This is a genomic window from Nocardiopsis tropica (genome assembly GCF_042660575.1).
Classification (GTDB): Bacteria; Actinomycetota; Actinomycetes; order Streptosporangiales; family Streptosporangiaceae; genus Nocardiopsis; species Nocardiopsis tropica.
Genome location: NZ_JBHSUF010000005.1, coordinates 322,345 through 348,305 on the forward strand (window position 1 = coordinate 322,345; position 25,961 = coordinate 348,305).

General features: G+C 71.1%; 23 protein-coding genes, 1 tRNA gene and 1 pseudogene. 22 read left to right on the forward strand and 3 right to left on the reverse strand.

Features of this window, described 5'->3' with window-relative positions; all coding sequences use genetic code 11:
* Window positions 1-92: 92 nt before the first annotated feature.
* From ACFQBR_RS10605 to ACFQBR_RS10615, 3 genes are all read right to left on the reverse strand, one after another.
* On the reverse strand, window positions 93-863 hold the full coding sequence (locus tag ACFQBR_RS10605) for a glycosyltransferase family 2 protein (protein WP_352984156.1): 771 nt from the start codon (window positions 861-863) through the stop codon (window positions 93-95).
* On the reverse strand, window positions 857-1,651 hold the full coding sequence (locus ACFQBR_RS10610) for a GntR family transcriptional regulator (protein WP_344184977.1): 795 nt from the start codon (window positions 1,649-1,651) through the stop codon (window positions 857-859). The genes ACFQBR_RS10605 and ACFQBR_RS10610 overlap by 7 nt, the downstream gene beginning before the upstream one ends.
* A gap of 227 nt (window positions 1,652-1,878) precedes the next feature.
* Window positions 1,879-1,950, reverse strand: a tRNA-Arg gene (locus ACFQBR_RS10615).
* 131 nt (window positions 1,951-2,081) lie between these two features.
* On the opposite strand from ACFQBR_RS10615, the gene ACFQBR_RS10620 reads away from it, so the two are divergent.
* The 22 genes and pseudogenes from ACFQBR_RS10620 (at window position 2,082) to atpD (ending at window position 25,837) form a co-directional block, all read left to right on the forward strand.
* Window positions 2,082-2,474, forward strand: a complete 393-nt coding sequence (locus ACFQBR_RS10620; RefSeq protein WP_267946352.1) for a response regulator — start codon at window positions 2,082-2,084, stop codon at window positions 2,472-2,474.
* Window positions 2,471-3,583 (forward strand): DALR anticodon-binding domain-containing protein, encoded by a 1,113-nt coding sequence (locus tag ACFQBR_RS10625; RefSeq protein WP_344184975.1) that lies wholly within the window; start codon window positions 2,471-2,473, stop codon window positions 3,581-3,583. Before ACFQBR_RS10620 ends, ACFQBR_RS10625 begins: the two co-directional genes overlap by 4 nt.
* 130 nt (window positions 3,584-3,713) lie before the next feature.
* Window positions 3,714-5,099 carry a diaminopimelate decarboxylase gene (gene lysA, locus ACFQBR_RS10630; protein ID WP_267946350.1) on the forward strand — a complete coding sequence of 462 codons (1,386 nt, stop codon included), beginning with the start codon at window positions 3,714-3,716 and terminating at the stop codon, window positions 5,097-5,099.
* Window positions 5,100-5,166: 67 nt separating this feature from the next.
* On the forward strand, window positions 5,167-6,453 hold the full coding sequence (locus ACFQBR_RS10635; protein ID WP_267946349.1) for a homoserine dehydrogenase: 1,287 nt from the start codon (window positions 5,167-5,169) through the stop codon (window positions 6,451-6,453).
* A 258-nt stretch (window positions 6,454-6,711) separates the two neighbouring features.
* Window positions 6,712-7,770, forward strand: a complete 1,059-nt coding sequence (thrC, locus tag ACFQBR_RS10640) for a threonine synthase (protein WP_267950499.1) — start codon at window positions 6,712-6,714, stop codon at window positions 7,768-7,770.
* A gap of 98 nt (window positions 7,771-7,868) precedes the next feature.
* Window positions 7,869-8,806: pseudogene (gene thrB / locus ACFQBR_RS10645) on the forward strand (homoserine kinase).
* Between the two features lie 440 nt (window positions 8,807-9,246).
* Window positions 9,247-11,289, forward strand: a complete 2,043-nt coding sequence (gene rho / locus ACFQBR_RS10650) for a transcription termination factor Rho (protein WP_267946348.1) — start codon at window positions 9,247-9,249, stop codon at window positions 11,287-11,289.
* A 247-nt stretch (window positions 11,290-11,536) separates the two neighbouring features.
* Window positions 11,537-13,366, forward strand: a complete 1,830-nt coding sequence (locus tag ACFQBR_RS10655) for an L-lactate permease (protein WP_344184973.1) — start codon at window positions 11,537-11,539, stop codon at window positions 13,364-13,366.
* A 198-nt stretch (window positions 13,367-13,564) separates the two neighbouring features.
* Complete coding sequence (gene rpmE, locus ACFQBR_RS10660; RefSeq protein WP_267946346.1) at window positions 13,565-13,774, forward strand: 50S ribosomal protein L31; 210 nt, start codon at window positions 13,565-13,567, stop codon at window positions 13,772-13,774.
* A gap of 96 nt (window positions 13,775-13,870) precedes the next feature.
* A complete protein-coding gene (prfA, locus tag ACFQBR_RS10665) occupies window positions 13,871-14,941 on the forward strand; it encodes a peptide chain release factor 1 (protein ID WP_267950498.1) in 1,071 nt (356 codons plus the stop codon).
* Complete coding sequence (gene prmC / locus ACFQBR_RS10670) at window positions 14,938-15,801, forward strand: peptide chain release factor N(5)-glutamine methyltransferase (RefSeq protein WP_267946345.1); 864 nt, start codon at window positions 14,938-14,940, stop codon at window positions 15,799-15,801. The genes prfA and prmC overlap by 4 nt, the downstream gene beginning before the upstream one ends.
* Before the next feature lie 78 nt (window positions 15,802-15,879).
* A complete protein-coding gene (locus tag ACFQBR_RS10675; RefSeq protein WP_344185914.1) occupies window positions 15,880-16,887 on the forward strand; it encodes an L-threonylcarbamoyladenylate synthase in 1,008 nt (335 codons plus the stop codon).
* Between the two features lie 12 nt (window positions 16,888-16,899).
* Entirely contained in the window at window positions 16,900-18,066 is a 1,167-nt protein-coding gene (locus ACFQBR_RS10680) for a glycosyltransferase family 4 protein (protein ID WP_267946343.1), read from the forward strand.
* 225 nt (window positions 18,067-18,291) lie between these two features.
* Window positions 18,292-18,714, forward strand: a complete 423-nt coding sequence (locus tag ACFQBR_RS10685; RefSeq protein WP_267946342.1) for a hypothetical protein — start codon at window positions 18,292-18,294, stop codon at window positions 18,712-18,714.
* A 105-nt stretch (window positions 18,715-18,819) separates the two neighbouring features.
* A complete protein-coding gene (locus tag ACFQBR_RS10690; protein ID WP_267946341.1) occupies window positions 18,820-19,050 on the forward strand; it encodes an AtpZ/AtpI family protein in 231 nt (76 codons plus the stop codon).
* Window positions 19,051-19,155: 105 nt separating this feature from the next.
* A complete protein-coding gene (gene atpB, locus ACFQBR_RS10695) occupies window positions 19,156-19,986 on the forward strand; it encodes a F0F1 ATP synthase subunit A (RefSeq protein WP_267950497.1) in 831 nt (276 codons plus the stop codon).
* Window positions 19,987-20,109: 123 nt separating this feature from the next.
* Window positions 20,110-20,337: an ATP synthase F0 subunit C gene (gene atpE, locus ACFQBR_RS10700; RefSeq protein ID WP_267946340.1), complete on the forward strand. Its 228-nt coding sequence runs from the start codon at window positions 20,110-20,112 to the stop codon at window positions 20,335-20,337.
* A 55-nt stretch (window positions 20,338-20,392) separates the two neighbouring features.
* Window positions 20,393-20,935, forward strand: a complete 543-nt coding sequence (locus ACFQBR_RS10705) for a F0F1 ATP synthase subunit B (protein WP_267950496.1) — start codon at window positions 20,393-20,395, stop codon at window positions 20,933-20,935.
* Entirely contained in the window at window positions 20,935-21,759 is an 825-nt protein-coding gene (locus ACFQBR_RS10710; RefSeq protein ID WP_344185915.1) for a F0F1 ATP synthase subunit delta, read from the forward strand. Before ACFQBR_RS10705 ends, ACFQBR_RS10710 begins: the two co-directional genes overlap by 1 nt.
* Before the next feature lie 65 nt (window positions 21,760-21,824).
* Window positions 21,825-23,465 (forward strand): F0F1 ATP synthase subunit alpha, encoded by a 1,641-nt coding sequence (gene atpA / locus ACFQBR_RS10715; RefSeq protein WP_267946338.1) that lies wholly within the window; start codon window positions 21,825-21,827, stop codon window positions 23,463-23,465.
* Window positions 23,466-23,468: 3 nt separating this feature from the next.
* Window positions 23,469-24,389, forward strand: coding sequence for a F0F1 ATP synthase subunit gamma (locus ACFQBR_RS10720; RefSeq protein WP_267946337.1), 921 nt, complete (start codon window positions 23,469-23,471; stop codon window positions 24,387-24,389).
* Between the two features lie 5 nt (window positions 24,390-24,394).
* A complete protein-coding gene (gene atpD / locus ACFQBR_RS10725) occupies window positions 24,395-25,837 on the forward strand; it encodes a F0F1 ATP synthase subunit beta (protein WP_267946336.1) in 1,443 nt (480 codons plus the stop codon).
* Window positions 25,838-25,961: the final 124 nt, after the last annotated feature.

Genomic DNA, 25,961 nt, shown 5'->3' on the forward strand with positions numbered 1-25,961 from the left:
CGGCCGACCGCCGCCGGCGTCCGGGGCGTGTTCCGCGGACGCTCCGGGAGGGCCCGTCGGGCGCGGGCCCGGAACGGTCCGCGGAGCGCGGACTAGCCCCGGGGCGGGACGAAGTCCCAGCCGGTCCGCGCCAGGGACAGCGCCCGCGCCTCCACCACGGCCATGCGCGCCGCACGCTCCCCGCGGTCGGTGTGCGCCGCCGCGGCGGTCACCTGGCCCGGCCACTTCCGGTACAGCAGGCCGTGCTCCGCCGTGAACCACCCGCGGCTCACGGCGTCCAGCGCCAGCAGCAGCCCGGTGTCCTCCGACGCCGGGAGCGCCATCCACCCGCCCAGGGCCAGGAGCAGGTCGCGGCGCACACAGAGCGTCGCCGGGTGCACCGGCGCCAGGAAGTCGTGCGCCCGCCAGCTCGACAGGACCGACCCGCGCTCGACGGGCCCCTCGGCGGGATCCCCCGGAAAACCCTCGGTGGAGCCGTCGGGCAGCAGGTCCAGGACCGCCGACGCCGCCCACGCGGCCCCCGAGCCGCCCGTCAGCGCGGCGAGGTCCCGGGCCAGGGCCCCGGGCGTCAGCTGGTCGTCGGCGTCCAGGACCTTGACGAACTCGCCCTCCGCCCGGGACAGCGCCAGCGTGCGGGCCATGCCCGCCCGGCCGGGCCGCCCCTGCCCGAAGCTCACCCGGGGGTCGTCGGGCAGGAGGGGACGGACCTCGTCGGTCTCACCGTCCTCCTGGACGACCCACTGCCAGTCCCACCCCCCGGGCAGCCGCTGCTCCGCGAGGGAGCGGTAGGCCTCGGGCAGGAACCGGGCGCCCGGCGCGTGGACCGCCGTGACGACGGAGACGATCCCGGGCACGGCTACCACCGCTCCAGCCGCGTCGTGAAGACCGCCTCGGCGCGGTCGCCCGGAAGGACGACCTCGGACCAGTCCACGACCCTGCCCCGCGTGTCGGTGGAGGCCTTCCTGAGCACCATCACGGCGACGCCCTCACCCAGCCCGAGCTCCTCCGCCTCGTCGGGGGTGGGCGGCCTCGCCGTCACCCTCTCCTCCACGCGGTCCACCTCGACGCCGACGGTGCGCAGCTGGCTCTGCGTGCCTCCCGGCCACGGTTCCGCGGACTCGTCGAGCAGCGCGGGCTCGGACTCCAGCAGGTCGATCGGGATGTAGGACGAGGTGAGGCCGAACGGCGCGTCCTCGTCGCGGTGGCGGGTCCGGTAGACGCGCTCCAGCAGCGCGGTCCCCTCCGGCACCCCCAGCGCCTCCGCCAGGCCGGCATCGGCCGCCACCCGCGTGTAGCGGGCACTGAACACCAGGTCGTCCACCACGGATCCCGTGTCGTTCTCGGTCGCGCCGGTGGAGCGCCGCTCCCGGAGGTCCGTACGCGCCCGGTCCTTCTCCCACTGGTGGCGCTCGTCGTTCCGCAGCACCCCGCGCCGCGGTGCGAGCACCACGGGACCCCGGCCGGGACGGTCCCCGACCAGGCCCTCGGCGCGGAGGATCACCAGTGCCCCGCGCACGGCCGCCGGGTCCGCGCCGTGGCGTTCGGCCAGCTCGGCCCCGGAGGGCAGCGGTTCCCCGGGGGCGGGGTCCCCGGCCCGGATCCGCCGCCGGAGCTCGCCCGCGAGCCGCTCGTTCGCCCTGTGCCCGACCATGTGTCGCTCACCGCTCCCACCGGCCCCGTGAGGACCGTCACCAGGATTCGGGGACCCCGTCCCCCTGCCAGGCGGGTCCGTTCCCCTCGGAATCCGTCGCCTCCGTGCGCGGCCTTGGCCCTGCAGAGGGCGGCGCACCGGGTCGGACGACCTCCCGGAAAAGAAAAAGACCAGCTGGGAACAGTGTTCCCGCTGGTCGTCTCCACTACGGCGCTGACGCGCCCGCGTGCCCCCTGCAGGATTCGAACCTGCGCACCCGGCTCCGGAGGCCGATGCTCTATCCCCTGAGCTAAGGGGGCTGGCTTGCGTGAACAACTGTAGCAGGGGACCGGGGCCCTTCGTCCACCGCTTCGGGACGCGCCGGGGAGGGGCGCGCCGATCGGCGGATTCCGGTGGTGCCGTGTCGCCGAGCGGGGGTAGTGTCACGCCCGTGAACGCCCTACCCACACGGGTTCTCGTCGTCGAGGACGACGACGTGATCCGGGAACTGATCCGCCTCAACCTCGAACTGGAGGGGTTCGAGGTGTTCACCGCCGTGGACGGACGCGACTGCCTCGACCGGGCCGCCCACATCGCCCCCCACGTCATCACGATGGACGTGATGATGCCCCGTATGGACGGCTGGACCGCCGCCGAGCGGCTGCGCGCCGACGCGCGCACCCGGCACTGCCCCATCATCCTGGTCACGGCCCGCACCCAGGCCGACGACCAGCGGCGCGGCGAGCGGATCGGCGTCGACGCCTACGTCACCAAGCCGTTCGACCCCGACGCGCTGATCGACGTCATCCGCGGCCTCGTCGACGGGGCCGGGGGCCCCGAGTGAACCCCGGGCGCCTGGAGGCCGTGCTCCGCGAGGCCGCCGCCCGCGCGTTCGACCTCCCGCCGGACGAGGTGCCGTTCGTGTGGCCGCGCCACGACCAGGCGGACGGGGGCGCCGACGCCGCCACCGCGCTGGCGCCGCGCCTGGTCGGGAAGGTCGCCGCGCGGCTCCCCCCGGGCGGGGGACGCGGGCGGCGCCACCACGTGCTGGTCTCCGGCCTTGTGGCCGCGCAGCTGGAGAGCATGCGCGAAGAGGGCCTGGCCGACTTCGCCCGGGTCCTCGGCGACGGGCGCGGCTTCCTCAACATCACGTTCACCGGCGGCCAGAGGGACGCCCTGGTCGCCGAGGCCGCCGACGGCCCCCGCTTCCTCACCGGCCGCGACTGGGACGGCGAGGGGGAGTGGCCGCGGACCGCACTGCACGAGGCGGGGCCGGTGGCCCAGGCCCGCAGGCTCGCCCGGGCCGACGCACGGGGGCGCATCGCCCTGGCCACCGGGCCGCGCACCCCGCCGCCGGGCCCCGGTACCGCCGAGGTGTCCTGGCGCGACCCCTACCTGGACGGCGACCGCAGCGAACTCCTCACCCCCGCGGCGCGCGTCCTCGGCGCCGTCGGGGAGGACAGCGCGCGCGTCGCCTTCTGCCGGTCGGTCCCCGAACGTCCCCGCGACACCGAGACCACCGGCCGCGACCTGCCCGTCCTGCCCTCCGCCGAGTACCCGGGGGCCTGGGTCCGCCTCACCGACGCCAACCCCGCCTTCCGGCTGCGCCACGCCCACGCCCACGCCGTCACACGCGGGCGCTGGACGGCGGAGGGGGCGCCGCCCCCCGCCGCGTGCCCCGAGCACGCGGCGGCCGTGCGCGGACTCCTCTTCGACGGGCCCGGCGTGCTGGACACGGCCGCGCGCCGAGAGGAACCCCATATCCTGGTGAGATACCTGGAAGCGCTGGCCAGTGCCTACGATGAGTGGCGGGCGTGTCCCCACGCGGCCGCCGGACCGGCGGAGCGGGGCGCCCAGGACCCGGACACGGGCACGGCACTGCCCGCCGCCGTCGCCGGGGTCCTCCGCACCGGGCTCTTCCTGCTCGGGGTGTCAGCGCCCACAAGGCTGTAGACGCCCCGTCGTCCCTCCCGGGGCCACCCGTCCCCATCGTTCCGATCGGGTCGGTGGACAATGGGCCCGGGCCCCGCCGCCGGGGGCCCGCCGACCCGCACAGACGTACAGTTCCAGCCGAAAGCCCATCATGAGCCGCTACGCCCACCCCGCCGGATCCCGCCACGCGGAGGTCCTGCCGGAGGACAACCCGCCCCTGCCGCCGGAGAACCTCAACGACCTCGACCCCCGGGTCTGGCCGGCGACCGCCCGCCGCTCCGGCGGGGAGGTCGTGGTCGGCGGCGTCGGCGTCCGCGAACTCGCCGCCACGTACGGCACGCCCCTCTTCGTCATGGACGAGGAGGACTTCCGCGGCCGTGCGCGCGACTACCGCACGGCGTTCTCCGACGCCGACGTCTACTACGCGGGCAAGGCGCTGCTCACCAAGGCCGTCGCCCGCTGGGTCGTCGAGGAGGGCCTCAAGCTGGACGTGTGCTCGGGCGGCGAGCTCGCCGTGGCCCTGGCCGCGGGCGTCCCCGCCGAGCGCATCGGCATGCACGGCAACAACAAGTCCGTCCACGAGCTGCGCCGCGCCGCCGAGGCCGGCGTGGGACGGATCATCGTCGACTCCTTCGACGAGATCGAGCGGCTGGAGTCCGTCGCCGCCGGTCTCGGCGTCCGCCCGAAGGTGCTCATCCGCGTGACCACGGGCGTCGAGGCGCACACCCACGAGTTCGTGGCCACCGCGCACGACGACCAGAAGTTCGGCTTCGCGCTGAGCACCGGGGCCGCGGGCGAGGCCGTCCGCCGCGTCCTCGACGCGTCCCACATCGAGCTCGTGGGCCTGCACTCCCACATCGGCTCGCAGATCTTCGACACCTCCGGGTTCGAGGTGGCCGCCCGCCGCGTCGCGCGCTTCCTCACCGGCGTCCACGAGGACCTGGGCGTCACCCTCGCCGAGCTCGACCTGGGCGGCGGTCTGGGCATCGCCTACACCTCCGGCGACGACCCCCTCGACCCGTCGGCCATCGCCGCGGGCCTGACCGCCATCGTGCGCAGGGAGTGCGAGGACGCGGGCCTGCCGATGCCGCGCATCGCCGTCGAGCCGGGGCGCGCACTGGCGGGCCCGGCCGGGATCACCGTCTACGAGGTCGGTACCGTCAAGGACGTCGAGGGGATCCGCACCTACGTGAGCGTCGACGGGGGGATGAGCGACAACATCCGCACCGCCCTGTACGGCTCGGAGTACACCAGCCAGCTGGTGTCCCGGGAGAGCGACGCGGCTCCCATGCTGTCCCGCCTGGTCGGCAAGCACTGCGAGAGCGGCGACATCATCGTGCACGACCTCTACCTCCCGGCGGACCTGCGGCCGGGGGACCTGGTGGCGGTGGCCGCGACGGGCGCCTACTGCTACTCCATGGCGAGCAACTACAACCATCTGCCCAGGCCGGCCATGGTGGCGGTCCGGGACGGGAGCGCACGCGTCATCGTGCGCAGGGAGAGCGAGGAGGACCTGCTCCGCCTCGACGTCGGCTGAACAGTCCACTCCGGGGCGGCGCCGCCGCCCGAGGCAGGGACACGAGAGAAGTGGGAGTCACGCCCAAATGGCGATGAAGGTGGCGCTGCTCGGATGCGGCGTTGTGGGTTCGGAAGTCGTCCGCCTGGTCAACGAGCAGTCCGAGGAGCTGGCCGCGCGGGTGGGCACGCCGATCGAGATCGGCGGGATCGCGGTGCGTCGTATCGACCGCGACCGCGGGGTCGACCCGGCGCTGCTGACCACCGACGCCACGGCCCTGGTGACGCGTCCCGACATCGACCTCGTGGTCGAGGTGATCGGCGGGATCGAACCGGCCCGCTCCCTGATCCTCGCCGCGGTCAAGTCGGGCAAGTCCGTGGTGACGGCCAACAAGGCACTGCTCGCCGAGGACGGCCAGACCCTGCACAGGGCCGCCCGCGAGGCCGGGGTCGACCTGTACTACGAGGCGTCCGTGGCGGGGGCGATCCCGCTGCTGCGCCCGCTGCGGGACTCGCTCGCCGGCGACCGGGTCCACCGCGTGCTGGGCATCGTCAACGGCACCACCAACTACATCCTCGACCGGATGGACTCCCTCGGCGCGGGCTTCACGGAGTCCCTGGAGGAGGCCCAGTCCCTCGGGTACGCGGAGGCCGACCCCACCGCCGACGTGGAGGGCTTCGACGCCGCGGCCAAGGCCGCGATCCTGGCGCGGCTGGCCTTCCACACCCAGCAGGTGACCGCCGCCGACGTGCACCGCGAGGGCATCACGGGCGTCTCCGCCGGCGACATCGCCAGCGCGAGGGCGATGGGCTGCGTGGTCAAGCTCCTGGCGATCTGCCAGCGCTCGGAGGACGGGGAGTCGGTGGGCGTGCGCGTCCACCCGGTGATGCTGCCGGTCGAGCACCCGCTGGCCAGCGTCAAGGAGGCCTACAACGCGGTCTTCGTCGAGGCCGAGTCGGCGGGCCGCCTCATGTTCTACGGGGCGGGCGCGGGCGGCACCCCCACCGCGAGCGCGGTCCTGGGCGACCTGGTCGCGGTGGCGCGCAACCGGCTCGCGCGCACCTCGGTGGCCGAGGGCGCGCACGACACGGGGCTGCCGGTGCACGACATGGGCCACACCATCACCAGCTACCACGTGGCGCTGGACGTGGCCGACCGTCCCGGTGTGCTGTCCAAGGTCGCGGAGATCTTCGCCGACCACGGGGTGTCCATCAAGAACGTCCGGCAGGAGGGGACGGGGGACGACGCGCAGCTCGTGCTCGTCAGCCACCCCGCCCCCGACGCCGCGCTCAGCTCCACCGTCGAGGTGCTGCGCGGGCACGAGATGGTCCGCGAGGTGGCCAGCGTGATGCGCGTGGAGACCTTCTCGGACTGACCCCCGGCCCGGGGCCGCGACCGTGCGGCCCCGGGCGCGGGACCAGGCCGCGCGGAGCGTCCGCGCGGCCTCCGTGCCGCGCCCGCATATTTCACATGATGAGACGCCAACGACCGCGATTCGAGATAGTATGTGGGGGGTCGTAGACTCGTAGCTGGTCGGGGCCCCGGGGCTCGACAGCGTCCCCGTGGCGACCCCACCGCATCCACCGCGCGTCAAGCGAAGCCGCATCCACCCGAAAGGGACTCAGTCGTGAGCATGGCACGGGCGTGGCGAGGCATCGTCGAGGAGTACCGCGACCGCCTCCCCGTCAACGAGAACACCCCCGTCGTCACCCTCCAGGAGGGCGGCACGCCCCTGCTGCCGGCCACGCGCGTCTCCGAGCTCACGGGCTGCGAGGTCTTCCTCAAGGTCGAGGGGCTCAACCCCACGGGCTCCTTCAAGGACCGCGGCATGACGATGGCCATCTCCAAGGCGGCCGAGGACGGCGCCAAGGCCGTCATCTGCGCCTCCACCGGCAACACGAGCGCGAGTGCCGCGGCCTACGCCATCCGCGCGGGCATGACCTGCGCCGTGCTGGTGCCCCAGGGCAAGATCGCCATGGGCAAGCTCGCCCAGGCGCTCGTCCACGGGGCGCGCCTGCTCCAGGTCGACGGCAACTTCGACGACTGCCTCGAACTGGCCCGCAAGCTCAGCGTCGACTACCCCGTCGCCCTCGTGAACTCGGTCAACCCGTACCGGCTCCAGGGCCAGAAGACCGCCGCGTTCGAGATCGTGGACGCCCTCGGCGACGCCCCCGACGTCCACTGCATCCCGGTGGGCAACGCGGGCAACATCAGCGCCTACTGGATGGGCTACACGGAGTACGCCCGCGACGGGATCTCGTCGCGCAGCCCGCGCATGCTCGGGTTCCAGGCCAGCGGCTCCGCGCCCATCGTCAACGGCGCCCCCGTCACCAGCCCGAGCACCATCGCCACGGCGATCCGCATCGGCAACCCGGCCTCCTGGAAGCTCGCCGAGCAGGCGCGCGACGAGTCCGGCGGCCTGATCGACAAGGTCACCGACCGCCAGATCATGGCCGCCTACAAGCTCCTCGCCGCGGAGGAGGGCGTGTTCGTCGAGCTGGCCTCCGCCGCCAGTGTCGCCGGGCTCCTGCAGGCCGTCGAGGCCGGTCGGGTCGAGCGCGGCAGCCGCGTGGTCTGCACCGTCACCGGCAACGGCCTCAAGGACCCCGACTGGGCGCTGGCCGGAGCCTCCTCCGCCACCACCGTCCCCGTCGACGCACTCGCCGCGGCCCAGGCGCTCGACCTCGCCTGAGGCCGACCGCCGTCCACGGCCCCGAGCGCGGCGGGCCGGAACCCGCCGCGCGTCCTGTCAGGAGAAAGACCGCAGTGACCCCACCACGCCCCACCGCGGTGTCCGTCCGCGCGCCCGCCACGAGCGCCAACCTCGGCCCGGGCTTCGACGCCCTCGGCCTGGCCGTGCGCCTGTACAACGAGTTCGAGGCGGCCCTCAGGGACGACGGGGAGCTCCGCGTCCGCGTCAGCGGGGAGGGAGCCGGGGAGGTTCCGCTCGACGGGCGGCACCTCGTCGTCCGCGCCATGCGCGAGACCTACGAACGCGCCGGGGAAAAGCTGCCCGGGCTCGACCTGACGTGCGTCAACAACGTGCCGCACGCCCGGGGGCTCGGCTCCTCCTCGTCGGCGATCGTCGGCGGCGTCGCCGCCGCGAGCGCCCTGCTGGGACGGACCGGCCCCGACGGCGGGCCGGACCGGGACGCGATCTACCAGATCGCCGCCGACATCGAGGGCCACCCCGACAACGTGGCACCCTGCGTCTACGGCGGGTACACGGTCGCCTACCGTGACGGCGGCCGGTGGGGCGCGGTGCGCCTCTCCCCGGACGAGCGGATCCTCCCGGTGCTGTGCGTCCCGGGCGAGCGGCTGTCCACCGAGCGGGCGCGGGGCCTCCTGCCGGAGACGGTGCCGCACGCCGACGCCGCCTTCAACGCCGGGCGCTCCGCGCTGATGACGGCGGCCGTTTGTGGCCACCCCGAAACCCTGTACGCGGCGACCGAGGATCGGCTACACGAGGCCTACCGGGCCCCGGCGATGCCGCGCACCCTCGCCCTCATCCGTGACCTGCGCCGACACGAGGGACTGCCCGCGGTGGTCTCCGGCGCGGGTCCCACGGTGCTGGTGCTGTGCTCGGTCGGTGCGGGTGCTGCCGGGCCTGATTCGCCGGAAATCATCCGACAGGTTGATTCGATCCGTCGGAGGGCGGGTAATGATTGGGACATACGCCCCCTACACGTTGAGCCGGAGGGGTGCGGTCCCCATCTCCCCATCCGTAGCACCTGTGTCGAGGAATAGCCGTGGCCTCTGGTGATGTTAGGCTAGGTGAAGCACCGGATGCCCCGTTGCGGGGCGAGTGCTCATCCGCCACAGCGGCTTCCGCATCCCATACTCCGATGGTTCGATCTCACGACCACTCGGAAGCGGCGGCCAACGTGTCGAGTCAGCGGTTCTCCCGCGACTGTGCCAACGTCATCGAAGTCCACTCCTCCTCGGATGAGTGTGTCACCACGGTTGACGGGCATCACCACCGAGCCATCCGCCCCGACGTGTGGCTGTACCCAGAGCCCGCCGCGATTGGGTAGGGGACCGTCTTCACACCGGTTTCCGACATCCACGTGGGGCAAGCCCTACCCGGCCCCTGCCGGTTCGCACCACCGGGCCGGCCGATCAAGCAATCCGCTGACGGCCGAAGCCCGCTCCTTGGGAAGGACCCTTAGTGAGCGACACCACCGAACTCCACACGGACGCGGCGGTCGACAGCAAAGCCTCCACCGGCGCCTCCGCAGCGGAGGCTGGCGATGGCGCGCCCACAGGTGCGTCGTCCAGGTCCCGCACGGCGTCGCGCGGTACCGGGCTCGCGGCTCTGAAGCTCCCCGAGCTCCAGAAGCTCGCCTCCAGCCTGGGCATCACCGGTACGGGGCGCATGCGCAAGAGCGACGTCATCGCCGCGATCGAGACCAAGCAGGGCGGCCCCGTGGGCGGCCCGACGAAGGTCAAAACCGCAAAGAAAGCCGACACGGCTCCCAAGGCCGGTAAGGTCGAGGCAACCGACGGCTCGATCGAGGCCCAGGCCCCCGACACGGCGAGCACGGACGAAGCCCCGCGTCAGCGCGCGGCCGACCGGCCGTCGGACCAGGCCGTGACCGACCCCCAGGGTGGACGGGGCGACAAGTCGTCCCGCAACCGGCGTTCGTCCCGCAGGCGCGGCGACGAGACCGGCGACCAGGCCAGGTCGGTGGACGGCGCCGACTCCTCTACCTCCGCGAGCAGCGTGACCAAGACATCCAGTACCCCCCAGAAGAACGGCCCCGACTCCGCCGAGGACCGTGACAACAGGTCCGGGCAGGGTCGCGAGCGCCAGCGCAACCGCCGCAACCGCAACCGCGGTGGCGACGACCAGAACGCCAACGGCAGTGCCCCGCAGCAGGGCGGAGGCGGTCAGAACCAGGGCCAGAGCCAGAGCCAGGGGCGTGACCGGGACCGCGACAGGGACCGCGACCGCGACCGTGGCCCCGGAGGCGACGACGACGACTTCGGCGGACGCCGCCGGGGACGCCGCCGGGACCGCCGGGACCGCCGCGGACGAGGCACGGGCCAGGAGCCGGAGCCGGTGATCGGCGAGGACGACGTCCTGCTGCCCGTCGCGGGCATCCTGGACATCCTGGACAACTACGCCTTCGTCCGCACCACCGGCTACCTGCCCGGCCAGAGCGACGTGTACGTCTCCCTGGCCCAGGTGCGCAAGCACGGCCTGCGCAAGGGCGACCACATCATCGGCGCCGTCCGCCAGCCCAAGGACGGGGAGCGCAGGGAGAAGTTCAACGCCCTGGTGCGCCTGGACTCGGTCAACGGCATGTCGCCGGACCAGGCCCGGGGCCGCCAGGAGTTCTCCAAGCTCGTCCCGCTGTACCCCCAGGAGCGCCTGCGCCTGGAGACCGAGCCGCACATCCTCACCACGCGGATCATCGACCTCGTGGCACCCATCGGCAAGGGCCAGCGCGGGCTCATCGTCTCCCCGCCCAAGGCGGGCAAGACGATGGTGGTTCAGGCGATCGCCAACGCGATCACCGAGAACAACCCCGAGTGCTACCTGATGGTGATCCTGGTCGACGAGCGGCCCGAGGAAGTCACCGACATGCAGCGCACGGTCAAGGGCGAGGTCATCCACTCGACCTTCGACCGCCCCGCGGAGGACCACACGGTCGTCGCAGACCTGGCCATCGAGCGTGCCAAGCGGCTCGTCGAGATGGGCATGGACGTCGTCGTCCTGCTGGACTCCATCACCCGCCTGGGCCGCGCCTACAACCTGGCCGCCCCGGCGAGCGGGCGCATCATGTCCGGTGGTGTGGACTCCACCGCCCTCTACCCGCCCAAGCGCTTCTTCGGCGCGGCCCGCAACATCGAGGGCGGCGGCTCGCTGACCATCCTGGCGACCGCGCTGGTCGAGACCGGATCGCGCGCCGACGAGGTGATCTTCGAGGAGTTCAAGGGCACCGGCAACATGGAGCTCAAGCTCAACCGGAGCCTCGCGGACAAGCGGATCTTCCCGGCCGTGGACGTCGACGCCTCCAGCACCCGCAAGGAGGAGATCCTGATGTCCTCGGAGGAGCTGGGCGTCGTCTGGAAGCTCCGCCGGGTGCTGCACGCGCTCGACACCACCCAGGCGATCGAGCTGCTCCTGGACAAGATGAGGGAGTCCAAGAGCAACGCGGAGTTCCTGCTCCAGATCCAGAAGACCACCGTGGGCCCGGAGCGCTGACCCCGGCCCGCCCGTGACGCCGACGGCCCCCTCCCGCCAGGGAGGGGGCCGTCGTGTGTGCCGGGGGTGCTCCGGGGAGGGCGGGGACGGAGGGGCCCACGTGTTCCGCATGGCGGGATCCTGAGGCCGAGGAACGAAAAAGATCACCGGTGTGTCTCGGATCACAGAGGGGGGATGGTCCGACCGCCGACACCGGCCTATCGTCGCGGGGTCGAGTGCACCACCCCCGTTCCAGGGAGCAGTCCGCATGGACAACCTCGCCCTGCTCAGCCTTCTGGCGCTCACCCCCATCCTGCTGGTCGGAGTCCTCCTCGTCGGCTTCCGCGTCCCCGCCATGTACGCGATGCCCGCCGGGTACGCCGTCGTCGTGGCCGTCGCCGTCCTCGCCTGGGAGACCGACTGGCGGTCGATCGCCGCGTCCACGATCCAGGGGCTCATCCTCGCCGCCGGACTCCTGTACATCGTCTTCGGCGCGCTCCTCCTGCTCAGCACCCTCACCAAGAGCGGCGCCATCGCCACCATCCGCTCCACGTTCACCGACATCACCCCCGACCGGCGGGTCCAGGCGATCATCATCGGCTGGCTGTTCGGCAGCTTCATCGAGGGGGCCTCCGGGTTCGGCACACCCGCCGCCGTCGTGGCGCCCCTCCTGCTGGCCCTGGGCTTCCCCGCCATGGCCGCCGTCATGGTCGGCCTGGTCATCCAGAGCACGCCCGTCAGCTTCGGCGCCGTCGGCACCCCCATCCTGGTGGGCGTCGCCGGGGGCCTGGAGGGGTCGCCCGAGGTCGCCGAGCGGGCCTCCGCGCTCGGCCTGGCCGTGCCGGAGTTCATCGGCCACATCGGGTTCCAGACCGTCCTCCTGCACGCCGTCGCGGGCACCCTCGTGCCCCTGATCATCTGCTGCATGCTCTGCGGCTTCTACGGCGGCGGGCGGCGCTTCTCCGACGGCCTCGGGGTGTGGAGGTTCGCGCTCTTCTCCGCCTTCGCCATGACCGTCCCCTCCGTCCTGTACAACCACTTCCTCGGTGTGGAGTTCACGAGCCTCCTCGGCGGGCTGACCGGCCTGGTCGTCGTCGTGCTCGCCGCGCGCAAGGGCTTCCTCATGCCGGAGCGGGCCTGGGACTTCCCGCCGCGCGAGGACTGGCTGGCCCGCTGGAGCGGCAGCATCGCCCCGGGCGAGGGCGACACCGTCCTCGCCGACGACCGGCGCATCGGCCTCCTGCGCGCCTGGACCCCCTACCTCCTCGTCGCCGCGCTGCTGGTGGCCACCCGCACCGTCGAACCCCTCAAGGCGTGGCTGTCCGGCATCACCGTCGGCGCGACCGGCATCCTCGGCACCCCCGTCGCCCAGGCGGTCGAGCCCCTCTACTCGCCCGGGGCGACCTTCGTCCTCGTCTGCCTGGTGACCTGCGTCCTGCACCGCATGAGCGCGCGCCAGGTGGTGGACTCCTGGAAGGCGGCCGGATCGCAGCTGGCCGGCGCCGCCGTCGCGCTGCTCTTCGCCGTCCCCCTCGTCCGCGTGTTCATCAACACCGGCGCCGAGTTCGGCGAAACCGCGATGGAGAGCATGCCCCTGACCCTGGCCGCCGGCGCAGCCGAGCTGGGCGGCGCCACGTGGCCGCTCTACGCGCCGTGGATCGGCGCCCTGGGCGCGTTCGTGGCGGGCTCCAACACCGTCTCGAACCTGATGTTCTCCCTGTTCCAGTTCTCGACGGGGGAGCGCATCGGCATCCCGCCGGAGACCGTCGTCGCCACGCAGGCCGTCGGAGGGGCCGCGGGCAACATGATCACCGTCCACAACGTGGTCGCCGCCTCCGCGGTGGTCGGCCTGGTCGGCAGGGAGGGCGACCTCATCCGGCAGACGATCCTGCCGATGGCCTACTACGTGCTCCTGGCCGGGTCGGTCAGCTACGTGTTCGTCTACGGGTTCGGCGTCAACGCCGGAACCGCCGTGCTCGCCCTCCTCCTCGCGACCCTGGCCGCGCTGGTGCTCCTGATGCGCCGGACGGACTCCGCGGGGGCGCCCCGGACCCCGCGGGACGCCGCCCCCGGGCCAGGGGGGAGGGGGACGGAATAGACACTGGTCCCGGCATCGTTATCGGTCTGGCAAACTGGTACCGGGGTAACGGCCCGCCTTCTTCCGGCAGGGCCCGCCGCCCCTGACTACCTGGATCGCCGCGACACCGGTTCGCGCATGACCCACCACGCCGACCACCCGCCGGGTGGTGCGGCTTGGCATGCGTCCGGCGGTCGCGCCCCTGATGAGGAGAACACCATGAAGGCCGACATCCACCCCGAGTACGTCACCACCGAGGTGACCTGCACCTGTGGCGCCCACTTCGTCACCCGCAGCACCGTGGGCGGGGGCAAGATCCGTGCCGAGGTGTGCTCCGAGTGCCACCCGTTCTACACCGGCAAGCAGAAGATCCTCGACACCGGCGGCCGCGTCGCCCGCTTCGAGAAGCGCTTCGGCAAGCGCAAGTAGCGCCGCCCCTGTCCCGTGGCGCCGCCGACGCGGCGCCACGGGACCAGGTTGGCCCCCGAGGGGGAGACGGACACACAAGACGGGGACGTGGCAGAAGTGAAGCTGGATGACCTGCTGGGGGAGTACTACGAGCTGGAACAGCAGCTCGCCGACCCCGAGGTGCACGCCGACCAGACCAGGGCGCGCACGCTGGGCAAACGCTACTCACAGCTCACCCCGATCATCGAGGCCTACCGCGCGCTCAAGGAGGTCGAGAACGACATCGACGCCGCGCGCGAGCTCGCCGCCGAGGACTCCTCCTTCGCCGAGGAGGCCGACCGCCTGACCGAGGAGGCCGAGCGGCTCACCGAGCGGCTGCGCGTCCTCCTCGTCCCGCGCGACCCCTCCGACGACAAGAACCTCATCATGGAGGTCAAGGCCGGAGAGGGCGGCGAGGAGTCGGCCCTGTTCGCCGGCGACCTGGTCCGCATGTACCTGCGCTACGCCGAACGCCAGGGCTGGAAGACCGAGGTCATCGACGCCACCCACTCCGACCTGGGCGGCTACAAGGACATCACGATCGCCTTCAAGAACAAGGGCACCCCCGAGCCGGGGGCCGGCGTCTGGCCGATGCTCAAGTTCGAGGGCGGCGTGCACCGCGTCCAGCGCGTCCCGGTCACCGAGTCCCAGGGCCGCATCCACACCTCCGCCGCCGGTGTGCTGGTCGTCCCCGAGGCCGAGGAGGTGGAGGTCGAGATCCACGCCAAGGACCTGCGGATCGACGTCTACCGCTCCTCCGGGCCCGGCGGCCAGAGCGTCAACACCACCGACTCCGCGGTCCGCATCACCCACCTGCCGACCGGCATCGTCGCCTCCTGCCAGAACGAGAAGAGCCAGCTCCAGAACAAGGAGCAGGCCATGCGCATCCTGCGGGCCCGCATCTACGCCGAGGCCCAGGCCAGCGCGGACGCCGAGGCCTCCGCCGAGCGCAAGAGCCAGGTCCGCACCGTGGACCGCTCCGAGCGCGTGCGCACCTACAATTTCCCCGAGAACCGCATCTCCGACCACCGTGTCGGCTTCAAGGCCTACAACCTCGACCAGGTCCTCGACGGGGAGCTGGACGGGGTCGTCAAGGCCCTCGTGGACGCGGACACCAAGGAGAGGCTCGAAGCCGCCCAGTCATCATGAACCTGCTACTCGACGAGGTCGCCCGCGCCACGCTCCGGCTGGCCGAAGCGGGCGTCGCCTCACCCCGCACCGACGCCGAGGAACTCGCGGCGTTCGTGCACGGTGTGCGTCGAGGTGAGCTGCACATGGTGGCCGACGCCGACTTCGACGCCCGCTACTGGGAGTGCGTGTCCCGCAGGGAGGCGCGCGAACCCCTCCAGCACATCACCGGCCACGCCTACTTCCGCTACCTGGACCTCCAGGTCGGCCCCGGCGTGTTCGTGCCCCGGCCCGAGACCGAGATCATGGTCGACTGGGCGATCGAGACGCTGCGGGCCATGGACGTCGCCGACCCCCTGGTCGTCGACCTCGGCACGGGGTCGGGCGCCATCGCGATCTCCATCGCCCAGGAGGTACCCCGCTCGCGTGTGCACACCGTGGAGATCGACCCCGTCGCCCTGGGGTGGGCCCGCCGCAACATCGACTCCAGCGGGCACGCCGACCGCGTCACCTCCCACCACGGCGACATGCGCACGGCGCTGCCCGAGCTGAACGGCCGCGTCGACCTCCTCATCAGCAACCCCCCCTACGTCCCCACGCGCGGCTCCGGCGCCATCCCGCCCGAGGTGCGCGACTACGACCCCGCCCCGGCCCTGTGGTCCGGCGAGGACGGCCTCGACATGATCCGCGAGCTGGAGGCGGTCGGCCGCAGGCTGCTCCGCCCCGGCGGGGCGATGGCCGTCGAGCACCACGACGGCCAGGGCATCGACATCCCCTGGCTGTTCCCCGAGGACAACGGCTGGCGCGACGTCCTCAACCGCAAGGACATGGCCCGCCGCGACCGCTTCGTGGTCATGCGACGTGCCGACGGGGACGGCTGACGAGGCCGTGCCCCACCCCCGTACTCCCGTCGGACCGCTCAACCCGGTCGACCCCGTTCGAGAATGAGGTGAACGCAGGTGAGCCGCATCTACGACTGCGCGGACGAGACCGCCCGCAAGGACGGCATCGCCGACGCCGCGTCCGCGGTACGCCGAGGTGAACTGGTGGTGCTGCCCACGGACACCGTGTACGGCATCGGCACCGACGCCTTCAGCCCCGCCGCGGTGGCGAACCTGCTCGCCACCAAGGGGCGCGGCCGCGACATGCCGCCGCCGGTCCTGGTCGGTTCGATGCGCGCGGCCACCGCCCTCATCGAGGACCTCGGCAACCACGGCCGCGACCTCATGGAGGAGTTCTGGCCCGGCCCGCTGACCCTCGTGTGCACCGCCACCCCCAGCCTGTCCTGGGACCTCGGCGACACCAAGGGCACGGTGGCCGTCCGGATGCCGATGGACCCCGTCGCCCTCGAACTCCTCAAGGAGGTCGGGCCCATGGCGGTGAGCAGCGCCAACAAGTCGGGCCTGCCCGCCGCCACGCGGATGGAGGAGGCGCTGGAGCAGCTCGGTGACGAGGACGTCGCCGTGTACCTGGACGGCGGGGAGACCGACTCCCCTGTCGCCTCGACCATCGTCGACCTGACCTACGCCGTGCCGCGGGTGCTGCGGTCCGGCGCCATCTCCATCGAGCAGCTGCGCGCGGTGTGCGGCACCGTCATCGGAGAGCTGCGCCAGGGCCGCATGAAGCCGGTCAGGGAGGACGAGGTCGCCAAGGCCGGCGAGGCCGCCAAGGCGAGCCGCAGGGCCGCGTCCCGGTCCGAGGCGCCCGCCGCCGCGGGGACCGAGGGGGCGGACCCGGCACAGGCCTCCGGGGACGGGGCCTCCGGGGACGGGGCCTCCGGGGACGGGGCCTCCGGGGACGGGGCCTCCGAGGGCACGGCCTCCGGGAGCGGAGCCGCGGCGGCCGGGGCGGACACGGAAGCCGCCCCCGGCGGCGACCGGACCACCGGCGGCGGCACCGCCGCGGGGCAGGACGGCAGGACCCCCGAGACGGGGCAGTTCCCCGACGGCGACCGTTCCGAGAACTAGAGGGGCCAGGCCGTGCGAGAGTACGCGCTCACCTTCGTCATCGCCGCGGCGGTGACGTACCTGCTCGTGCCCCTGGTGCGCAAGTTCGCCATCAGGATCGGCGCCACCCCGCCGGTGCGCGACCGCGACGTGCACACCGAGCCCATCCCGCGCCTGGGCGGGCTCGCCATCTACGGGGGGTTCGCGGCGGCCCTGCTGATCTCCGCGCAGCTCCCGCACCTGCAGAACGTCTTCGTCGCCGACACCTGGCTGGGGCTCCTCCTCGCGGGCGGCCTCATCACGGTCATCGGGATCATCGACGACCGCTGGGGCATGGACGCGCTCAGCAAGCTGGCCGGCCAGGTCGTGGCCGCCGGCATCCTCGTCGCCAACGGCGTGCAGCTGCTGTGGCTGCCGCTGCCCGGCACCCAGCTGTCCCTGGGGCCGTGGCTGGGCGCGATGGTGTCGATCCTGCTCATCGTGGTGACCATCAACGCGGTCAACTTCGCCGACGGCCTGGACGGACTGGCGGCGGGCATCGTCGGCATCTCCTCCCTGGCGTTCTTCGCGTACTACTACGTGGTCGCCGTCGAGCAGGGCTTCGTCCGCCAGTCGTATCCGGCGATGATCGCGATCATCCTCGCGGGCACGTGCGCGGGCTTCCTCTTCCACAACTTCCACCCGGCCAGGGTGTTCATGGGCGACACCGGCTCGATGCTGCTGGGACTGCTGCTCACCTCGATCACCATCACGGTGACCGGCCAGTTCGACGCCAACACCGCACGTGAGGAGTTCAACTCCGGCGGGCTCGTGGTGTTCCTGCCGATCGCCCTGCCGCTCCTGGTGATCGCGCTGCCGCTGGCCGACCTGGTGCTCGCCGTGCTGCGGAGGACCCTCGCGGGCAAGTCCCCCTTCGCCCCGGACCGCGGCCACCTCCACCACCGCCTGCTGGACATGGGACACAGCCACATGCGGGCCGTTCTCCTCATGTACCTGTGGGCGGGGATCGTGGCGTTCGCCGCGGTCTCCCTGTCGGTGTTCGACTCCCCGGTGATCGTCCTGACGGTCACCGCGCTGGTCGCCACGTGTGCTGTCGGCCTCATCGCCCTGCCCCGCCTGCGGCGCCGGGGCCTCCTGCCGTGGGACCGCAAGGACCGCGTTAAGACGGGGGCAGGTCACGATTCGCCATCTGATGCCTGAGAGGGCGTCGGCATTCGGGACCAAGGTCTCGGAAGGCGGTGGCGGTGACCTGCGATGGCGGAGGCCGGACCGGTGTGGTGAAGGTGACACAGGCCCCGGAGGACGCCCGGAACGGGCGTTTTGCGGGGCGTTAAGGTCGCGTTAAGGAACCCCCGGATTCAGCACCGAGAACCTTGTGATAGCTTTCACGAGCAGGTACCCACTGAACCCCTACGGAGCTTTGTGATGCAGGAACACGACGCCCGGATCCTCCGTGGCGCCGCGCTTCCCAGCGCTGCGTGCGGGCTCCTGGCCATTGCGGTCTCCGCGCTCCTCGCCGGCGTCCCGGGAGCTCTCAGCTCCCTGTTCGCCGTGGTGATCGTGCTCGGCTGCTTCGGGCTGGGGCAGTGGGCCGTCCTCATGATCACGCGCCGCAACAAGGACCTCTTCCTGGCGGCGAACATGCTCGGCTTCGTCGTCAAGATGGCGGTGCTGGGCGTCATCCTCGTCACCCTCGGCCGCAGTCCCCTCGTCGAGGACCTCAGCAGTGCAGCCTTCGTCTACAGCGCCCTGGCGGTCGTGCTCGCCTGGCTGGGCGGCCAGACGTGGGCGATCTCGAAGGCCAAGATCCTTCACGTGACCCCGAACGAGGGTTCGGAGAACGCGTGATGGGGTGCCCCGTTGCAGCCCGTCGGGAAGGGCGTATTACCCTGAACCTCGGCAGGCGGACGGCCCCGTTCCCGCCAAGGCCCACATGCTATATTCCGGAGCGAGATGAGCAGCGAACCAGCCAGAAAATCGGAGAAGCGCACGCCCCCGGCACCGCGCGAGTCCGACGGCTGGGCACTCTTCTCCACTCTGCTCTCGGGCGTGCTCGTCTGGAGCGCGATCGGCTGGGCCGCGGACAAGCTCCTGGGGTTCCAGGCGCTCTTCCTGCCCATCGGGGCGGTTCTGGGCATGGTCGGCGCGATCTACGTGATCGTCGTCAAGACCCGCCAGGTCTGAACCCTCCCGCCAGTCCGGCGTCGACGATCGTGCGACGACGCTCTGTAACAACCATCAACGAGGCTTTCTTGCGTCACGACGAAAGGATTCGCCGTGAGTGCTGACGTGCGCATTCTCGCGGCCGAACCGAATTGCCACCTGTTCGGTGACAACGGTTGCGGGTTCACGCCGCCCACTATCGGGATGTTCTTCCCGGAACCGTGGTTCGCCAACATCCCCGGCAGCGCGGGCATCGACCTGTACCTGGTCCTGCTTCTCGTCGCCGTCGGTGCTGTCCTGCTTCTGTGGTCGTGGTTCAGCAAGAAGCTGAGCCTCGTCCCTGGTCGCAGGCAGAGCGTCGGCGAGATGCTGGTCCTGTTCATCCGGGACCAGATCACCCGCCCGACGATGGGTGCCAAGGGCGACCGGTTCATCCCGTTCATGACCGGTGTCTTCACGCTCATCCTGGCCATGAACTTCACGGGGCTGATCCCGGGCATGCTCCCGGTCAACAGCAACCTGGCCTTCACCGCGATGTTCGCCGGGGTCATCTACGTGATGACCATCGTGATCGGCATCCGCAACCAGGGCGGCTGGGGCTACTTCCGGAACCAGATCTTCCCGCCCGGGATGCCCAAGGCGATCTACATCCTGGTCACCCCGATCGAGATCCTCTCGGTCTTCCTGATCCGCCCGGTCACGCACGCCCTGCGTCTGTTCGCGACCATGTTCGCGGGCAGCCTGCTGCTCGCCGTGTTCGCCTACGGCGGCTGGTACATGCTCAACCTGACGGCCGAGCCCCTGCTGGTCGGTGTCTCGCTCCTCTTCTCGGGCGCGGCGCTGTTCGGCTACCTCGCCTTCTTCGTCTTCGAGATCGTGATCATGCTCGTCCAGGCGTTCATCTTCACGCTGCTGGCGAGCCTGTACATCAACCAGTCGCTCGAAGCGGCCCACTAGACCCCCTTCCCCTCCTGCGCGGCCGACCGGCCGTGCCAGGGGCGAGAAGAACTGACCCGTCCACACCGGCGAACTGACCAATTGCGACGAGCAACGCCGGACGTCGAGTAAAGGGAAACATCAATGGACATCGCTGCGATCACCGGCAACATCAACACCATCGGCTACGGCATCAGCGTCATCGGCGCCGGTATTGGTGTCGGTATCGTGTTCGGTCTCGGCATGCAGGCCATCGCCCGCCAGCCCGAGGCCCGCGGCCCGCTGCAGACCAACATCTACCTCGGCTTCGCCCTCATCGAGGCCCTGGCGATCCTTGGCTTCGTCCTCGCCTTCGCCGCTCCCCAGGGCTAGTCGAACTTGCCAACCGTTTTCTGATGGCAACTGACGCGAAGGAGGGCTGACCATGTTGGTGGAGTTGGCAGCCGATTACAACATTCTGCGGATCGACTGGGTGAAGTTCACCTTCGGTGCGATCGCGCTCGCCGTGGTCTACTTCTTTGTGGCCCGCAAGGCGGTTCCCAAGGTGATGGCGGTCCTCGACGAGCGTCATGACGCCATCGAGGGCGGCATCGAGCGGGCCAAGCGCGCCGAGGCCGAGGCCGAGGAGATCCGCCAGCAGTACCGCGAGAAGCTCGAGGAGGCGCACCGCGAGTCCGCCCAGGAGCTCGAGAGGGCCAAGGAGCAGCGGGCGGCGATCATCGCCGAGGCGCGCGAGGAGGCCCAGGCCGAGGCGCGCCGCATCGTCGAGGCGGCCCACGCCCAGATCGAGGCCGACCGCCAGCAGGCCATGGTGCAGCTGCGCGGCGAGATCGGCGGCCTGTCCGCCGACCTGGCCGGTCGCATCGTGGGTGAGACCCTCAGCGACAGCGCCGTCCAGAACCGCGTCATCGACCGGTTCCTGGACGAGCTGGAGCAGAGCCAGAGCACGCAGCAAGCAGAGGTGCGCTGATGCGTGGTATCAGCCGCACGTCGCTGGTCGAGGTGACCCGGCGCCTGGACGAGAACGTCCTGGCGTCGGCCGGCACCGCGCAGAGCGGTGTCTCCCTGGGCAGCGAGCTCTTCGAGGTCGTCGCCCTTCTCGGGAGCCAGCACTCGCTCCGCCGGTGGCTCGCCGACCAGGCGAACCCGGCAGAGCGCAAGACCGAGCTGATCGGCGAGCTGCTGGAGACCAAGGTCTCCCCGTCCACGGTCATCGTGGCCGGCGACGTGGTCTCGGCGAAGTGGTCCGGTCCGCGCGACCTCGTGGACGCGATGGAGCGGATGGCGGTCTACGCGACCGTCGCCGCGCTCCAGAACGCCTCGGCGCTCGACGAGCTGGAGGACGAGCTGTTCCGCTTCCAGCGGATCGTCGCCGCCCAGCCCGAGCTGCGCGACGCCCTCACCCGTGAGGGGGTCGCCCCCGAGCAGCGCCTCTCCCTCCTGGAGAGCCTGCTCTCGGGCAAGGTGAACGCCGCGACGCTGACGCTGGTCGGCGAGGCGGTGACCCGACCCCGGCGACGTACGCTGGAGCAGGCGCTGGACCACTTCGGGGGACTCGTCTCGGAGCGCGCCAAGCGCTACGTGGCCGTCGTCCGCAGCGCCGTCGCCCTGAGCGAGAGCCAGCAGTCCCGGCTCGGGGCCGCGCTCTCGCGCGCCTACGGCCGCGACATCCACCTCAACACCGAGGTCGCCCCCGAGATCGTGGGGGGCCTGTCCATCCAGGTGGGTGACGAGGTCATCGACGGGACCATCGCCGGGCGTATCGCCGAGGTCCAGCGCCGCCTGGCCGGCTGACAGTACGCAAGGCAAGCACGCACGGCGCCAGCCCGGCGCCATTTGAGAGCAAGGACAACGTAGAGATGGCGGAGCTGACGATCCGGCCGGACGAGATCCGGGACGCGCTACAGCGCTTCGTCCAGTCGTACGAGCCTGAAGCCACCCGCGCGGAAGAGGTCGGTACCGTCACCTACTCCGGTGACGGCATCGCCCGCGTCGGTGGCCTTCCCTCGGCGATGGCGAACGAGCTGCTGAAGTTCGAGGACGGCACCCTCGGTCTGGCCCAGAACCTTGAGGTCGGCGAGATCGGTGTCGTCGTGCTGGGCGACTTCACCAGCATCGAGGAGGGGCAGAAGGTGCGTCGCACCGGCCAGCTCCTCTCGGTGCCGGTGGGTGACAACTTCCTCGGCCGCGTGGTGGACCCCCTGGGCGCCCCCATCGACGGCAAGGGCGAGATCGAGTCGACCGAGCGGCGTGAGCTGGAGCTCCAGGCCGCCTCGGTGATGGAGCGCAAGCCGGTCCACGAGCCGCTCCAGACCGGTATCAAGGCGATCGACTCGATGACCCCGATCGGCCGCGGCCAGCGCCAGCTGGTCATCGGCGACCGTCAGACCGGCAAGACCGCGGTCTGCATCGACGCGATCATCAACCAGAAGGCCAACTGGGAGTCGGGCGACCCCGACAAGCAGGTGCACTGCATCTACGTCGCGATCGGTCAGAAGGGCTCGACCATCGCGGGTGTGCGCGGCGCCCTCGAAGAGGCCGGCGCGATGGAGTACACCACGATCGTCGCCTCCCCGGCGTCGGACGCGGCCGGCTTCAAGTACCTGGCCCCCTACACCGGTTCGGCCCTGGGCCAGCACTGGATGTACGAGGGCAAGCACGTCCTCATCGTCTTCGACGACCTCACCAAGCAGGCCGAGGCCTACCGTGCGGTGTCGCTGCTGCTGCGCCGCCCGCCGGGCCGTGAGGCCTACCCCGGTGACGTCTTCTACCTGCACTCCCGTCTCCTGGAGCGCTGCGCGAAGCTCTCCGACGAGATGGGCCGCGGATCGATGACGGCGCTGCCGATCATCGAGACCAAGGCGGGCGACGTCTCGGCGTACATCCCCACCAACGTCATCTCCATCACCGACGGCCAGGTCTTCCTGGAGTCCGACCTGTTCAACCAGGGACAGCGTCCGGCCATCAACGTCGGCGTGTCGGTCTCCCGTGTCGGTGGCGCGGCGCAGACCAAGGCGATGAAGAAGGTCTCCGGTACCCTCCGTCTGGGCCTGGCCCAGTACCGCGAGCTCGAGGCCTTCTCCGCCTTCGGCTCGGACCTGGACTCCGTCTCCAAGCAGCAGCTGGAGCGCGGCGCCCGTCTGATGGAGCTCCTCAAGCAGGGCCAGTACTCGCCCTACTCCATGGAGCAGCAGGTCGTGTCGATCTGGGCCGGTACCACCGGCCGCGTCGACGACGTCCCGGTCGAGGACGTCCGCCGCTTCGAGGACGACTTCCTGGAGCACCTCGGCCGCGAGCACGCCGGCATCCTGGAGACGATCCGGGACACCGGCAAGTTCGAGTCCGAGACCGAGAAGTCGCTCGACCTGGCCCTGGAGAAGTTCAAGCAGGGCTTCCAGACCTCCGCGGGCTCCCTCCTGGGCACCGAGGCCGAGGCCGAGGCGCTCTCCGAGGAGAAGGTCGGCCAGGAGACCATCAAGGTCGCCAAGGGCGGGAAGTAACCCATGGGTGCACAGCTTCGCGTCTATCGCCGGAGGATCCGCTCGACGAAGTCGATGGCGAAGATCACCCGCGCGATGGAGCTCATCGCCACGACGCGCATCACCAAGGCGCAGCGTGCGGCTGAGGCTGCTGGGCCCTACGCGCGGGAGATCACCCGGGCGGTCTCGGCCCTGGCCAGCCGGGTGTCGGACCACCCGCTGCTGACCGAGTCCGAGAACCCGACCCGCGCTGCCGTCCTGGTCATCACCAGTGACAAGGGCCTGGCCGGCGCCTTCTCCGCCAACGTGCTGAAGGAGGCGGAATCCCTCACCCAGCTCCTCCGGGAGCAGGGCAAGGAGGTTCTCACCTACATGGTGGGCCGCAAGGGCGTGGCCTTCTACAAGTTCCGCGATCGTCCGATCGAGGCGCAGTGGGAGGGCTTCACCGAGCGTCCGACCTACGCGCACGCCCAGGAGATCGGCTCCGCCCTCATTGAGAAGTTCCTGGCGGACACGTCCGACGGCGGCGTCGACGAGATCCACGTGGTCTCCACGGAGTTCGTCTCGATGCTGACCCAGCGGGCCGGCACCGTCCGCGCGCTGCCGCTGGAGGTCGAGGAGAGCGACGAGAGCGAACTCGAGGCCGCCCACGGAAGTGAGCCGCTGCCGCTGTACGAGTTCGAGCCGTCCGCGGAGGAGGCGCTGGACGCCCTGCTCCCGCAGTACGTGACCAACAGGATCTACTTCGCGCTCCTCGACGCCTCCGCCTCCCAGCAGGCGTCCCGCCGTGCGGCCATGAAGGCCGCCACGGACAACGCCGAGGACCTCGTCAAGAACCTGGGACGCCTGGCCAACCAGGCGCGCCAGGCCGAGATCACCAACGAACTCAGTGAGATTGTCGGCGGTGCCGACGCCCTCTCCGCTGCCAGCGCAGGAAGTGAGTAGCAAAAGTGACTGCGACAGTTGAAGAGACGGCTGGGGCTGGCACCGCCACCGGCCGTATCGCCCGGGTGACCGGGCCGGTCGTCGACGTGGAGTTCCCCGTCGGCTCCCTGCCCGCCATCTACAACGCCCTGCACACCGACGTGACCGTCGGCGGCAAGGCCAAGACCATCACCATGGAGGTCGCCCAGCACCTGGGTGACAACCTGGTGCGGACCATCTCCCTGGCCCCGCAGGACGGCCTCGTCCGCGGCGCCGAGGTGCGCGACACCGGCGCGCCCATCAGCGTGCCCGTCGGCGACCTCGTCAAGGGCCACGTGTTCAACACCCTGGGCGAGCCCCTGGACGTGTCGGCGGAGGAGCTCGGCGTCACCGAGCGCTGGCCGATCCACCGCAAGGCCCCGTCCTTCGACCAGCTCGAGTCCAAGACCGAGATGATGGTCACGGGCATCAAGGTGATCGACCTCCTCACCCCGTACGTGCGCGGTGGCAAGATCGGTCTGTTCGGTGGCGCCGGTGTCGGCAAGACCGTGCTGATCCAGGAGATGATCACCCGTATCGCCCGCAACTTCGGCGGTGTGTCCGTGTTCGCCGGCGTCGGCGAGCGCACCCGTGAGGGTACGGACCTGTTCCTGGAGATGGACGAGATGGAGGTCCTCCAGGACACCGCTCTCGTCTTCGGCCAGATGGACGAGCCCCCGGGCACCCGTCTGCGGGTCGCCCTGTCCGCTCTGACGATGGCGGAGTACTTCCGCGACGTCCAGAACCAGGACGTGCTCCTCTTCATCGACAACATCTTCCGTTTCACCCAGGCGGGCTCCGAGGTCTCCACGCTGCTGGGCCGCATGCCCTCGGCCGTGGGCTACCAGCCCAACCTGGCGGACGAGATGGGTCAGCTCCAGGAGCGGATCACCTCGACCCGCGGTCACTCGATCACCTCGATGCAGGCGATCTACGTGCCCGCGGACGACTACACCGACCCGGCGCCGGCGACCACCTTCGCCCACCTGGACGCGACGACCGAGCTCTCCCGCCCGATCTCGCAGAAGGGCATCTACCCGGCGGTGGACCCGCTGACGTCCACCTCCCGCATCCTCGACCCGCAGTACGTGGGCGAGGAGCACTACCAGGTGGCGCAGCGCGTCAAGGAGATCCTCCAGCGGAGCAACGACCTCCAGGACCAGATCGCCATCCTCGGTATGGACGAGCTGTCCGAAGAGGACAAGATCGTCGTGAACCGCGCCCGCCGCATCGAGCGCTTCCTGTCGCAGAACATGTTCGTGGCCGAGAAGTTCACCGGTACCCCGGGCGTGTTCGTCCCCCTGGAGGAGACCATCGCCTCCTTCAAGGGCCTGTGCGACGGTGAGTACGACCACCTGCCCGAGCAGGCCTTCCTCGACGTCGGCAACATCGACATGGCGGTCGAGAAGGCCAAGCAGCTTCAGGGCTAGAACCGCGCGAAGCGTCCGTTCAGGGTGGTGGCGGGCGACGGGCGGGACAGTTTCTCCGGCCGGGCCGGTCCCGAACGACAACACGTCGGGGCCGGCCCGGCCGAACCCACCCGCTAGCCGAGGA